The sequence below is a fragment of the Mesorhizobium sp. WSM4904 genome (assembly GCF_029674545.1).
Taxonomy (GTDB): domain Bacteria; phylum Pseudomonadota; class Alphaproteobacteria; order Rhizobiales; family Rhizobiaceae; genus Mesorhizobium.
Genome location: NZ_CP121354.1, coordinates 3,637,192 through 3,649,874, shown reverse-complemented (window position 1 = coordinate 3,649,874; position 12,683 = coordinate 3,637,192). Strand labels below are relative to the sequence as shown.

The 12,683-nt window shown below is 63.6% G+C and carries 11 protein-coding genes; 4 read left to right on the top strand and 7 right to left on the bottom strand.

Annotated elements, in window-relative coordinates:
• Positions 1 to 120 precede the first annotated feature (120 nt).
• Positions 121 to 1,302, top strand: a complete 1,182-nt coding sequence (locus QAZ47_RS17370) for a pyridoxal phosphate-dependent aminotransferase (RefSeq protein WP_278230163.1) — start codon at positions 121 to 123, stop codon at positions 1,300 to 1,302.
• The gene (locus QAZ47_RS17365; protein ID WP_278230162.1) at positions 1,299 to 3,746 is read left to right on the top strand and encodes an FAD-dependent oxidoreductase; all 2,448 of its coding nucleotides are present in this window, start codon (positions 1,299 to 1,301) and stop codon (positions 3,744 to 3,746) included. Before QAZ47_RS17370 ends, QAZ47_RS17365 begins: the two co-directional genes overlap by 4 nt.
• 166 nt (positions 3,747 to 3,912) lie before the next feature.
• Here QAZ47_RS17365 and QAZ47_RS17360 read toward each other — a convergent pair whose 3' ends face one another.
• The 7 genes from QAZ47_RS17360 to QAZ47_RS17330 all read right to left on the bottom strand — a co-directional run bounded on the left by QAZ47_RS17360 (position 3,913) and on the right by QAZ47_RS17330 (position 11,105).
• Positions 3,913 to 4,500, bottom strand: coding sequence for an NAD(P)H-dependent oxidoreductase (locus QAZ47_RS17360; protein WP_278230161.1), 588 nt, complete (start codon positions 4,498 to 4,500; stop codon positions 3,913 to 3,915).
• Positions 4,500 to 5,081, bottom strand: a complete 582-nt coding sequence (locus QAZ47_RS17355; protein ID WP_278201963.1) for an NAD(P)H-dependent oxidoreductase — start codon at positions 5,079 to 5,081, stop codon at positions 4,500 to 4,502. The genes QAZ47_RS17360 and QAZ47_RS17355 overlap by 1 nt, the downstream gene beginning before the upstream one ends.
• Positions 5,082 to 5,279: 198 nt before the next feature.
• Complete coding sequence (locus QAZ47_RS17350) at positions 5,280 to 6,677, bottom strand: FAD-binding oxidoreductase (RefSeq protein ID WP_278230160.1); 1,398 nt, start codon at positions 6,675 to 6,677, stop codon at positions 5,280 to 5,282.
• Between the two features lie 2 nt (positions 6,678 to 6,679).
• Positions 6,680 to 7,978, bottom strand: a complete 1,299-nt coding sequence (locus tag QAZ47_RS17345; protein WP_278230159.1) for a cytosine deaminase — start codon at positions 7,976 to 7,978, stop codon at positions 6,680 to 6,682.
• A gap of 450 nt (positions 7,979 to 8,428) precedes the next feature.
• Positions 8,429 to 9,280, bottom strand: a complete 852-nt coding sequence (locus QAZ47_RS17340) for an ABC transporter permease (RefSeq protein WP_278230158.1) — start codon at positions 9,278 to 9,280, stop codon at positions 8,429 to 8,431.
• Positions 9,267 to 10,085 (bottom strand): ABC transporter ATP-binding protein, encoded by an 819-nt coding sequence (locus tag QAZ47_RS17335; protein ID WP_278201958.1) that lies wholly within the window; start codon positions 10,083 to 10,085, stop codon positions 9,267 to 9,269. The genes QAZ47_RS17340 and QAZ47_RS17335 overlap by 14 nt, the downstream gene beginning before the upstream one ends.
• A 15-nt stretch (positions 10,086 to 10,100) precedes the next feature.
• Positions 10,101 to 11,105, bottom strand: coding sequence for an ABC transporter substrate-binding protein (locus QAZ47_RS17330; RefSeq protein WP_278230157.1), 1,005 nt, complete (start codon positions 11,103 to 11,105; stop codon positions 10,101 to 10,103).
• A 253-nt stretch (positions 11,106 to 11,358) separates the two neighbouring features.
• Between QAZ47_RS17330 and QAZ47_RS17325 the strand changes: the two genes are divergently transcribed.
• Both QAZ47_RS17325 and QAZ47_RS17320 read left to right on the top strand, forming a co-directional pair.
• On the top strand, positions 11,359 to 11,742 hold the full coding sequence (locus QAZ47_RS17325; protein WP_278201955.1) for a RidA family protein: 384 nt from the start codon (positions 11,359 to 11,361) through the stop codon (positions 11,740 to 11,742).
• 68 nt (positions 11,743 to 11,810) lie between these two features.
• Positions 11,811 to 12,608, top strand: coding sequence for a creatininase family protein (locus tag QAZ47_RS17320; RefSeq protein ID WP_278201953.1), 798 nt, complete (start codon positions 11,811 to 11,813; stop codon positions 12,606 to 12,608).
• Positions 12,609 to 12,683: the final 75 nt, after the last annotated feature.

Sequence of the window (12,683 nt, the reverse complement as noted above, 5' to 3'; positions counted from 1 at the left end):
TGACAAGATCAAGCGAAGAACCGCAGGGCGTACCGGCGGTACGCACAAGGGGCTTTGCGCCGGAATTGGCGCAAAATAGCCCGTCAGAATGCGGCCGATATGGTCGGGAAAGGTTCTAGAATGCCAAAACCATCGAAGCGCATTACCGGCATCGTGCCTTCGGGCAAGGATGGCTGGGAAGTCCATTTCGCCGCCTGGACCCGCAGGGCGGCCGGCGAGGACATCATCGTGCTCTCGGTCGGAGATCACGACTTCGACACGCCCTCTGAGACGATCGAGGCCTGCGTCAACGCCGTCCGCGGCAGCAACCATCACTACACCCCTCTGCCAGGCCTGCCGCGCCTGCGCAAGGCGATGGCGGCGGCCTCCACCGCTTGCACCGGCATCCCGACGGAACCGGACGAGATCATCGCCACGGCTGGCGGCCAGGGCGCGCTCTACGCCGCCGTGCAGGGCGTGCTCGATGCCGGCGATCACGCCATCGTCGTCGCGCCTTACTACGCCACCTATCCCAACACCTTCAGTGCCGCCGGCGCCGGCTTCACCGTGGTCGAGACGCCGGCCGAGGACGGTTTCCAGCCGCACGCCGACATGATCCGCGCGGCGCTCAGGCCCAACACGCGCGCCATCCTGATCAACACGCCGAACAACCCGACCGGGGCGGTCTATTCGCGCGAACGGCTCGAAGAGCTGGCCGAAATCTGCAAGGAACGCGATCTCTGGCTGCTGTCCGACGAGGTCTACTGGACGCTTGGCGGCGGCGAGCACATCTCGCCGCGCTCGCTGCCCGGCATGGCCGAGCGCACGCTGGTCATCAATTCGATGTCGAAGAGCCACGGCATGACCGGCTGGCGCATGGGCTGGCTGACCGGCCCGAAAGCGATGATAGCGCTGATAACCGACCTCAACCTGGTGACGACCTACGGCCTGCCGGCGTTCATCTCGATCGCCTGCGCCGAGGCGCTGGAGAACCACTACGGCGTGAAGGAAATCGCCGAGCGCTACGCCGCACGCCGCACCGTCTTCCTCAATGCCATACACGGCGCAAATGAACTCACCGTGCACGGCTCCGAAGGCGGCATGTATGTCATGCTCGACATCTCGGCCGTCGAGCCTGACGATGAGAAATTCGCCTGGGCGCTGCTCGACAAGGAAAAGGTCGGCGTCATGCCGGGCTCGAGCTTCGGCGAGGCCGCAGCCGGCCACATCCGAATCAGCCTCTGCCAACCCGAACCTGTCCTTCAGGAAGCAGCGCTTCGCGTACGCCGCTTCGCTTCCAACTATCGCCGCGAGGCCGCATGACCAAGACCATTCCCAGCAAAGCCCGCGCCGTCATCATCGGCGGCGGCGTCTCGGGCTGCTCGGTCGCCTATCATCTGGCCAAGCTCGGCTGGACCGACATCGTGCTGCTCGAACGCAAGCAGCTCACCTGCGGCACGACCTGGCATGCGGCCGGCCTGATCGGCCAGTTGCGCGCCTCGCAGAACATGACGCGGCTGGCGAAGTATTCCGCCGATCTTTACGTCAAGCTCGAAGCCGAAACCGGCGTCGGCACCGGCATGCGCCAGGTCGGCTCGACCACGGTGGCGCTCACCCAGGAGCGTAAGCACGAAATTTATAGGCAGGCATCGCTCGCCCGCGCTTTCGATGTCGACGTTCGCGAGATTTCGCCGAGCGAAGTCAAGGAGATGTATCCGCATCTCAACGTCTCCGACGTGGTTGGCGCCGTGCATCTGCCGCTCGACGGCCAGTGCGATCCGGCCAACATCGCCATGGCGCTGGCCAAGGGCGCGCGCCAGCGCGGCGCCACGATCATCGAGAACATGAAAGTCACCAAGGTCCACACCAAAAATGGCCGCGTCTCCGGCGTCTCCTGGGCGCAGGGCGAAGATCAGGGCACGATCGAGACCGACATCGTCGTCAACTGCGCCGGCATGTGGGCGCGCGAGCTTGGACGGCAGAACGGCGTCACCATCCCGCTGCATGCCTGCGAGCATTTCTATCTCGTCACCGAGCCGATCCCGGGTCTCTCTCGCCTGCCGGTGCTGCGCGTGCCGGACGAGTGCGCCTACTACAAGGAGGACGCCGGCAAGATGATGCTCGGCGCCTTCGAACCGGTGGCGAAGCCCTGGGGCATGGACGGCATTCGCGAGGATTTCTGCTTCGACCAGTTGCCCGAGGACATGGACCATTTCGAGCCGATCCTCGAAATGGGCGTCAACCGCATGCCGATGCTGGGCACGGCCGGCATCCATACCTTCTTCAACGGTCCCGAAAGTTTCACACCCGACGACCGCTACTATCTCGGCGAGGCGCCGGAGCTTTCCGGCTACTGGATGGCGACCGGCTACAATTCGATCGGCATCGTCTCCTCGGGCGGCGCCGGGATGGCGCTGGCGCAGTGGATCAACGACGGCGAGGCGCCCTTCGACCTCTGGGAGGTCGACATCCGCCGCGCTCAGCCCTTCCAGAAGAACCGCCGCTACCTCAAGAAGCGCGTCTCCGAAACGCTCGGCCTGCTCTATGCCGATCATTTCCCTTACCGCCAGATGGCGACCTCGCGTGGCGTGCGTCGCTCGCCCCTGCACGAGCATCTGAAGGTACGCGGCGCAGTCTTCGGCGAGGTGGCGGGCTGGGAGCGGGCCAACTGGTTTGCCCGCGACGGACAGGAGCGCGAATACCGCTATTCCTGGAAGCGGCAGAACTGGTTTGACAACCAGCGCGAGGAGCACCTCGCCGTGCGCAACGGCGTCGGCCTGTTCGACATGACCTCCTTCGGCAAGATCCGTGTCGAGGGCCGCGACGCCTGTTCTTTCCTGCAGCGGCTCTGCGCCAACGACATGGACGTCGCGCCCGGTAGGATCGTCTATACGCAGATGCTCAACGCCAAGGGCGGCATCGAGAGCGATCTTACCGTGACACGGCTGTCGGAGACGGCCTATTTCCTCGTGGTGCCGGGCGCCACGCTTCAGCGCGACCTTGCTTGGCTGAGGCGGCATGTGGCCGCCGAGTTCGTCGTCATCACCGATGTGACCGCCGCCGAAGCCGTCATCTGCCTGATGGGTCCGGACTCGCGAAAGCTGATCCAGAAGGTCAGCCCCAACGATTTCTCCAACGAGGCCAATCCGTTCGGCACTTTTCAAGAGATCGAGGTCGGCATGGGGCTCGCCCGCGCCCATCGCGTCACCTATGTCGGCGAGCTCGGCTGGGAATTCTATGTCTCGAGCGACCAGGCTGCCCACGTCTTCGAAGCGATCACTGAAGCCGGCGCCGATGTCAGCCTGAAGCTTTGCGGCCTGCATACGCTCGATTCCTGCCGCATCGAAAAGGCCTTCCGCCATTTCGGTCACGACATCACCGACGAGGACAACGTGCTGGAGGCCGGCCTCGGCTTTGCGGTGAAGACGAGCAAGCCCGATTTCATCGGCCGCGACGCGGTGCTGCGAAAGAAGGAAGCCGGGCTAAGCCGCCGCTTGGTGCAGTTCCGCCTGAAGGATCCTGAGCCCCTGCTCTTCCACAACGAAGCGATCCTGCGCGACGGCAGGATCGTCGGCCCGATCACCTCCGGCAATTACGGCCACCATCTCGGCGGCGCGATCGGCCTCGGCTATGTGCCGTGCCAGGGCGAGAGCGAGGCGGACATGCTGGGTTCGTCCTACGAGGTGGAAATCGCCGGTGCGCGTTTCGCCGCGGAAGCATCGCTGAAGCCGATGTACGATCCGAAAGCGGAAAGGGTGAAGATGTAGCGCAGCCTTCCCCTTCTCCCCTTGTGGGAGAAGGTGGATCGGCGCGCAGCGCCGAGACGGATGAGGGGTGTTCCAGCGGAATGAGACGCTGGCTTTCCCTGGAGCACCCTTCATCCGGCCGCGACGCGGCCACCTTCTCCCACAAGGGAGAAGGGAGAAGCGGCGCTCAAAACCTCTCCAGCCTCGCCCTTACCTTGCCGAGGAAAGCCGCCCGACTCTTCGGCGTCGAGGAATCCATCAGATAATGCGCCAGGAAGAAGGTCTTGCAGCGCGTGGCGCAGAGCGCGCGCATGCCACGCAGGATCGTCTTGCGGCCGGGCTGGCCGACAACGACGCTCCACCAGGTCGGCGCGCCGCAAGTGGTGATCACGCCGACCTTGGTCACATGCCGCATCAGCGACGTGATCCGTCCCTTGCCGACCGGCAGCTTGAAGGCGATGTCGGTTGCCCAGACGCGATCGAACCACCCCTTCAGCATGGCCGGCAGGCCATACCACCAGGTCGGATAGATGAAGAGGATCGCCTCAGCCCATTGCAGGTGCTCGAAATGCGGCTCGAGAGCCGGATCCTCAGGCGCACGATCGTTGTAAGAGCGTCGCTCCTCGCAGCTCATCACCGGATTGAAATTCTCGGCATAGAGGTCGAGGAGCCGCACGTCCCAGCCTCGTCGTGTCAGCACTTCTATCGCCGTGTCGCGGATCGCCTCGCAATAGCTCTCCGGAACCGGATGGCAATAGACCACCAGCACGCGCATCAGAAGGCGTCCATGCTGGCGGCCACCTTCCTCATGAAGGCTTTGCGGGTCTGATCGGTCGAAAGGTTCATCGAGTAATGCGCGAGATAGGAGACGGGAGCGCCGGGCCTGATGGTGGCACGCAGCATGCGCTTCACGATCTTGCGCGGCGGATCGCCCATCAGCATGGCGCGAAAACGGCTGCCGCCATAGGTCGTGACGGCCGCGAGCTTGCGGATGTTGTGCAGCGTCGGCCGAACCTTGCCGTCGACCAGCTTGAACGACACGCCGGGTAGGAAGACGCGGTCGAAGAAGCCTTTCAGGATCGCCGGATAGCCGTAGTTCCAGACCGGAAACGACAGCACCAACGCTTCCGCTGTCTGAAGCCTTTCGATGTAGCCGGCGACCGCATCGTTCGGCTCACGCTGGCCATGATAGCCGAGCCGCTCGGCGCGCGTGAGCCGCGGGTCGAAGTCCTCGGCATAGAGATCGCAGTCGTCGATGGTGTGGCCGGCCACGGAAAGCCGCTCGACGATCGTCCGGTGCAGGCCGGCATTGAAGCTGGTCTCCACCGGATGCGCGTAGAGGATGAGGATGTTCATAAAGAAACTCGCAGATCAGCGCGAGGCACCCCCCTCTGCCCTGCCGGGCATCTCCCCCTCAAGGGGGGAGATTGGCAGCTTCGGCGCCTCGCTTCCAACGTTGGAGATTGGCGAAGGCGGCGAAGCGAATAATCTCCCCCCTTGAGGGGGAGATGGCCGGCAGGCCAGAGGGGGGTACAGCGCCGCACGCTCATCGACCTAGCTCGCCTTTTGCAGGCCCTTGAACAGGAAGGGCTTGCCCGAGCGGTAGTCGTAACCGGGATTCTCCCAGGCGATCATCTTGCCGGGGTTGAGAAGGCCTTGCGGGTCGGTCTCGCGCTTGAAGGCAAGCTGCACCTCGTCGGTCTGCTTCATGCCGCCTTCTTCCAGCGTGTAGCGGTGCGGGTTGAAGATCCAGCAGCCATTGTCCTCATGGATGCGGATGATCTCGTCGAGCCGTTCTTCCGTGGTGTAGCGCACCAGCGGCAGGCCGGCTGCACCGATGGCGCCATCGAAGCGGATGAACTCGAGATGCGCCGGCACCTCGTCGCCGAAACGGTCGACCATCGCCTTGACGTGGACGAGATGGTCCGGCGACGGATAGCGCGCCTGCAGATAGGTGATGGTCGGATCGACCCGGATGGCGCGCAGCGTCGTATGGTTCCAGGTCAGCTCGTAAGCCGGCGGCAGCCCCTTGAGGTCAGCCTCCTGGTCGGCGCGGAAGACGATCTCGCCCTTGCCGCTGCGGACGAAGGCGCGGAAGGCGTCCATGGCATGCGGCGCGATCATGCACACCACGATGCTCTGCTCGCGCCGGAAGAATTTCTGGTGTCGCTTGAAATAGTCGTAAGGGATGGGCGCGGCGATCGGCGTGATCAGCTTCGCCAAAATGCCGTCCTGCACGGCGAGGTCGTTGCCGAAGCCGGCCGCGTCCATGAAATCGTCGAAACCGACGATGACATCGATCCAGTCGTAGGAGGCGGTCAGCGGCATCTCGACCTCGGTGATGATGCCGTTGGTGCCGTAGGCGTGCATCACCTTGAGAACCTCCTCGCCGGTGAGGTCCATGACGCGCGGCTCGGCCTCCATCGTCACGGTCCTCAGCCGTATGACATTGCCGAGGTCGCGCAACCCGCCCCAGCGGATCGAGCCGACGCCGCCGGAGCCGCCGGCGACGAAGCCGCCGATCGAAGCGGTATTGTAGGTCGACGGCGACATGCGCAGTTCCTGGCTGGAGTGCGCCCGCGTCGCCTTGTCGATCTCAGCCAGAACCGCGCCTGGTCCGGTCACCACGCGGCCCGGCGCGATCGTCTTCACGTCGTTCATCTCGGCGAGATTGAGCACCACGCCGCCGGACAGCGGCATCGCCTGACCATAATTGCCGGTGCCGCTGCCGCGCGGCGTGACCGGCACGCCGTGGCGGTGGCAGGCGGCAAGCACGCGGATCACCTCGCCCTCATTCTTCGGCGTGACGATCAGGTCGCCTTTGATGTGGTCAAGCTGCTGCTTCAGAACCGGGCTGTACCAGTAGAAGTCGCGGCTCTTCTGCTGGACGATCGCAGGATGATCGTCGATCTTGAGCCCTTCCAGATCGCGCTTCAGCGCTGCGATATCCATCGTTACACCATCAGTTCGTCGAGTTCGGCATAGTCGGGCAGTTGGCGTTCGATCGCCCTGCCGTCGCGCACGACGATGCGATCCGATTCGGGCCGCGACAGCAATTCCGTCCAGCTCCGTCCCTTGAAGACGACGAAGTCGGCGCTGCCGCCGGCAGCAAGCGTGCCGGCGCCGTCGAGCCGCATCACCTCGGCCGGCGTCGCCGCTATCGCCTTCGGCCAGTCGCCGACCGGGTGGTCAAAATGCAGGATGCGGGTCGCCATGCGATAGACCTCAAGCATGTCGAGATCTCCATAGGCGTAGAACGGATCGCGCGTGTTGTCGGAAGCGACCGCCACCTTGATGTCGCGCGCCTTCATCTCGTGCAGCAGCGTCACGCCGCGCCAGCGCGGGGTCGTGTTGTTGCCGCGCCTGTCCTGGAGATAGAGATTGCACATCGGCAGCGACACGACCGCCAGTCCGGCCTTCGCCACCTTGTCCAGCGTGTCGAGCACCTCCAGGTCCGGCTGGCGCGAGAGCGAGCAGCAATGGCCGACCAGGATGTTGCCGTCGAAACCGTTCCACAGCGAAGCTTCGGCGATCTTCTTCAGCGACATCGCCGCGACATCGTCGGTTTCGTCGGCATGGAAATCGAGGTCGAGCCCGTGCTTGATGGCTTCAGCAAACACCTTGTCGAGCAGTTCTTCGAGGTCGGGCACCATATAGGTGACCACGCCAAGCACGCCCTTGGCCGCGGCGACGCGTTTCGCCAGCCGCTCGAACCAGGCCTTGTCGCGCACGCCTTCGATGCCGAGCAGGCAGGCGGCCTGCAGCTCGATGCGCCCGCGCCATTTTTCCCGCATCGTCTCGAACACAGGCCAGGAGATCTCCTCCTGCGGCGGCACGCTGTCGAGATGCGTGCGCACGGCCTTGGTGCCATGCACGTAAGCTGAGCGCAGCGAGAAATCCATGCGCCGCGCCACGTCCTCCGCGCTCCAGCGGGCGGCGCGGTCGGCGCCGGTGGCATTGAGCGCGCCCATGAAGGTGCCGTCGGGATTGGGCTTTCGCGGCCAGATATGGCCCTTGTCGATATGGGTGTGGCAGTCGACGAAGCACGGCAGCACGATGCGGCCGCCAAGGTCGATCGCCTCGGCCGGTGCCACTGCCCGGTCGTGCGCGGCAAGGTCGGCGATCTTGCCATCGGCGATGGTAATGGCGGCCAGTGCAAACCCGTCCGGGTCGAAAGCGGCGGCAAGACCCGGCGTGAGGGATCGATGAAGCCGAACGTTGGCCAGGCGATAAGAACCAGAGGTTGGTATCAAGGCCTGCCCCCCGCTGTCCTATGCAACATAGTTCCCCAAAGGGGTCGGTTGGGTCGGAGACACGCTGAACGGCTGTGCGGAGACATCGCGAACAGTTTTGCACCGCCGCTAAGCTCGAAAGGAACGGCATGGATCCTAGGGTCTGCGCGTCCGCTTCGCTCCCGCTCCGCCCTAGGATGACGAAGAGGAAGGATGCCCGCACCAATCGCAAACGTCGGGGATACCGCAGCTCCTACCAATCTCCAGCGTTGGCGAATTGCATCCGCTTTCTTGTCCTTCGTCATCCACGGGCGGAGCGGAAGCGAAGCGGACGCGTAGACCCGAGGATCCATTCCGTTACGATCGCCCCAGAATGCGGCGGCACAAAACTGTTCGCGATGTCTCCGCACGCCTGTTCGCTGTGTCTTCGGCTCAACCAGCCCCTCACTATTCTCAATCACATCACGCACCCTACCGCTCCTGCTTCAACGCGCTCTCGTGCCAGCGGCGCAGGATGAGATGCGACACCAGCGACAGCACCAGGAAGATGAGGATGCCGGTCAGCGAGATCAGGATCAGCGCCGCGAACAGCCTGGGAGCGTTGAGCCGGTAGCCGGCCTCGATGATGCGGGACGCAAGCCCGGACGACTGTCCCTGCGCGCCGGCGACGAATTCGGCCACCACCGCACCGATCAGCGACAGGCCGCCGGCGATCTTCAGCCCGCCGAGAAAATAAGGCATCGCCGCCGGCAGGCGCAGATAGCGCAATTGCTGCCAGCGCGTCGCGCCGTTGAGCTTGAACAGGTCGCGCAAATTGCGGTCGACCGAGTTCAGCCCGAGCGTCGTGTTGGAAAGGATCGGGAAGAAAGCGACGATCCAGGCGCAGAGCAGAAGCTTCGTCGTCTGATTGTTGATGTAGATGTTGATCAGCGGGAAGATCGCGACGATCGGCGTCACCTGCAGCACGATGGCGAAGGGGAAGAACGACATCTCCACCCATTTCGACTGCGCGAAGAGCACCGCCAGCCCGACGCCGCCGATGACGGCAAGCAGCAGGCTGAGAAAGGTGATCCTGAGCGTCACCAGGAGCGACGAGAACAACAGGCCGGCATCGTCATGCAGCGTCTGCAGCACCACGCCAGGACGCGGCAGGATGTATTGCGGGATCTCGTTCCAGACGCAGATGCGGTCCCACAGCCAGATCGCCAGCACCATGATCGCCAAGGGCAGCACCCATTTGCCGATCCGCTCCAGCCGCTCCTGGCGAACGCGGCGCGCCTCTTCCGCGTCGAGCTGCATTGCGGTGTCTTCAGTGGCCGTCATGGTGAGGTCCGGCGGTTGAGTTGATGGCATTCACCAGCACGTCCGAGGCCTGCCGGCAAAGTGCGGCATAGTCGGGCGAGGTCCGGAACGCCTCGTCGCGCGGATAAGGCGCTTCGATGGCAAGTTCCCCGTGGACCCGGCCCGGTCGTGCCGCCATGACAACGACGCGGCTCGACAGAAACACGCTCTCGAAGACGCTGTGCGTGACGAAGACGACGGTGAAGCGCTCGTCCTGCCAAAGCTCTAGAAGGTCGTTATTGAGCTTGAAGCGGGTGATCTCGTCGAGCGCCGCGAAGGGTTCGTCCATCAGAAGGATGCGCGGCTTGGTCACCATGGCGCGAGCGATCGAAACGCGCATCTTCATGCCGCCGGACAACTCGCGCGGCACGGCATTCTCGAAGCCGGTGAGGTGGACGCGCGACAGCATCTCCATCACGGCGGGCTTGGCCCCTGCGCGCGACACGCCCTTCAGCCTGAGCGGCAGCCAGACATTGTCGAAGACGCTCGCCCATGGCAGCAGCGTCGGCTCCTGGAAGACGAAGCCGATATTCGACCGGTCGATCGAGCCGCGCCAGTCGAGCTGACCGGAGGTCGGCGTCGACAAGCCGGCGATCAGCCTCAGCGCCGTCGACTTGCCGCAGCCCGACGGGCCGAGCAGGCTGAGGAAATCGCCTTCCCGGATCGCCAGATCGACCTTGCTCAGCGCCGTCACGCCGTTGGAAAAGACCTTGCCGACATTGCGCAGCGAAAGCAGCATCGGGCTCTCGCTCGATGCTGCTTTCTGCGCCACTTTCTCCTGGATCATCTCAGGCAGGCCGCCTTATTTCTTCAGCTCCAGCCCGACACCCTTGTTGATGAAGGCGAGGGTATAGGCCTTCTTGATATCGATGCCCGGCTGCGCGACCTTGGCCTTGACCATCTTGTCGTAGAAGCTCTGGATGCGCGCATCGGTCATCCCGCCGATACCGAGCTTTTCCGAATCGCCGGAATCGACGATGCCGAACTTCTTCAGCTGCTCGATCGAGAAGGCGATCTGCTCATCCGTCATGTCCGGATTGTCCTTCTTGATCATCTCGTTGGCGGCTTTGTTGTCGCCGTAGAGATAATTGTACCATCCTTTGGCCGAGCCATCGACGAAGCACTGCACCACCTCCGGCCGCTTGTCGATCGTGTCCTGCATCACCTCGATGGTCGTCGCGTAGGTATCCCAGCCGTTGTCGGCGAGCAGGAACTGGTTCGGCACGAAGCCGCCCTGCTTCTGCACGGCGAAAGGCTCGGATGTGACATAGCCTTGCTGGATCGACTTCTTGTTGGCGATGAAGGGCGCCGGATTGAACGTGTAGGGTACGCGCTTGGCGGCATCGAAGCCGAGATCGGTCACCATCCACTGGAAGAAGGTCTGCGCACCCTCGTCGCCGAGGATGTATTGGTCGGCGTTCTTGAGGTCCTCCCATTTATCCAGCCCCTGCCCCGGCTGGGACATGATGACCTGAGGATCCTTCTGGAAGTCGGCGGCGACGACGCGCATCGGAATGCCCTGCTGCACGGCGTCGAAGGCCGAGAGCAGGTTGCCACCCATGTAGAAATCGATCTTTCCGGCAAGCAGCATGGGGCGGCCGCTGACCTGAGGGCCGCCCTGCATGATGGTGACATCGAGACCACAGGCGGCATAGGTGCCGTCGGCGATCGCCTGGTAGTAGCCGCCATGTTCCGGCTCGGCCAGCCAGTTGGTGCCGAAGGTGACCTTCTCGTTGGCCGCGGCGCCCAGCGTGCTGGCTGCAAGCAGCGCGATCGCACCCGCCAGGATCTTTTCTTTTCCGTACATTAACATCACCCTCTCTTGGCTCCGGCGCGCTGTGCGCTGGGCTCGACACCATTGGTTCAAGAAGCAAGACACATGCCACCGCCTGGGCCGCCTGCTTGCGCGGCAGTCATTGCCGAGACCGGACGGGTCATGCTGTACGGGAGGCATCGTGCCTATTTTTTGGACGCCTGTCCATAATCGCCCGGGCGGCATGCACCGCATCTTGAAGCTTTCGTGAATCCGGCCTTAGTCTGCCGGCGGACAGGAGAATGGCATGCTCAAATACCTCGCCCCCCAATCGATCAAGCCGCCCTTTGCCCGCTATAGTCACGGCGTCGAAATCCCGGTGGGGAAGCGTCTTGTCCTGTGCTCGGGCCAGCTGGGCATCGCTGCGGATGACACCGTCCCCGACGATGTCGGCGCGCAGACCGAGCTCTGCTTCAAGAACATCGCCGCAATCCTAAGCGAAGCCGGGCTGACGCTGAACGATGTCGTGCGCATCAATGCGTTCGTCACCGATCGCACGCATCTGCAAGCCTATATGGATGTCCGCAACCGCCTCTTTTCCGATCCGGCGCCCGCTTCGACGCTTATGATCGTTTCGGGCTTTGCCCGCCCGGAATTCAAGGTCGAGGTGGAAGTGCTGGCAGCCGGCTAGCGGTTGCCCGCGGACGCCAAGCGCTTTAGACCGCTCCAGTCCGGACAAACAGACCTTCGGGAGACGACATGACAAAAAGACGGGTATGGTGGGGCGATTACCGGACGACCGAATACGCCTCGATCGACGCGGAGGCAACGATCGCCGTGCTGCCGGTGGCGGCGATCGAGCAGCATGGCCCTCACCTTCCGGTCTCGACCGACACCTCGATCATGATGGGCATGTTGGAGACGGTGATCGCGCGCCTGCCCGGCGAACTCGATATCCGCATCCTGCCGGTCCAGGCTGTCGGCAAGTCGAACGAGCATCTGCATGCGCCGGGCACGCTGACTTTGCCGGCCACGACGCTGGTGGATGCATGGACCGAGCTCGGTCTGTCGATCGCGCGCGCCGGGGTGAGAAAACTGATCGTCGTCAACTCGCATGGCGGCAACGAAGAGATCATGGGCATCATCACGCGCGAACTGCGCGTGCGCGCAAAAATGCTGGCGGTAAAGACGAGCTGGCAGCGCTTCGGCCGGCCGGCCGGCATGTATACCGAGCTGGAAGACCGCCACGGCATCCATGGCGGCGATGTCGAGACCTCGCTGATGCTGCACTTCCGGCCCGACCTCGTCGACATGACCAAGGCCGATAATTTCGTCTCGCATGTGGGTCGCGCCGAAAAGGAATTCGCCCTGCTGCGCCACACCGGAACGCACGCCTTCGCCTGGATCGCCAGCGACCTCAATCCGAACGGCGTGGTCGGCGACGCCAGCATCGCCACCGCCGAAAAAGGCCGGCTGACCGCAGAGCATCAGGCGGATGGTTTCATCAGCCTTGTCAGGGACGTTCGTAAGGCGAAGCTTGCGGACTGGCTGCTTTAATGCATGTCGCGCAAAAGTGCGCAGCGGTTTTGCGGAAACGACATGCATAAAAACAAGAGTTTAAAGCGCGTCGCC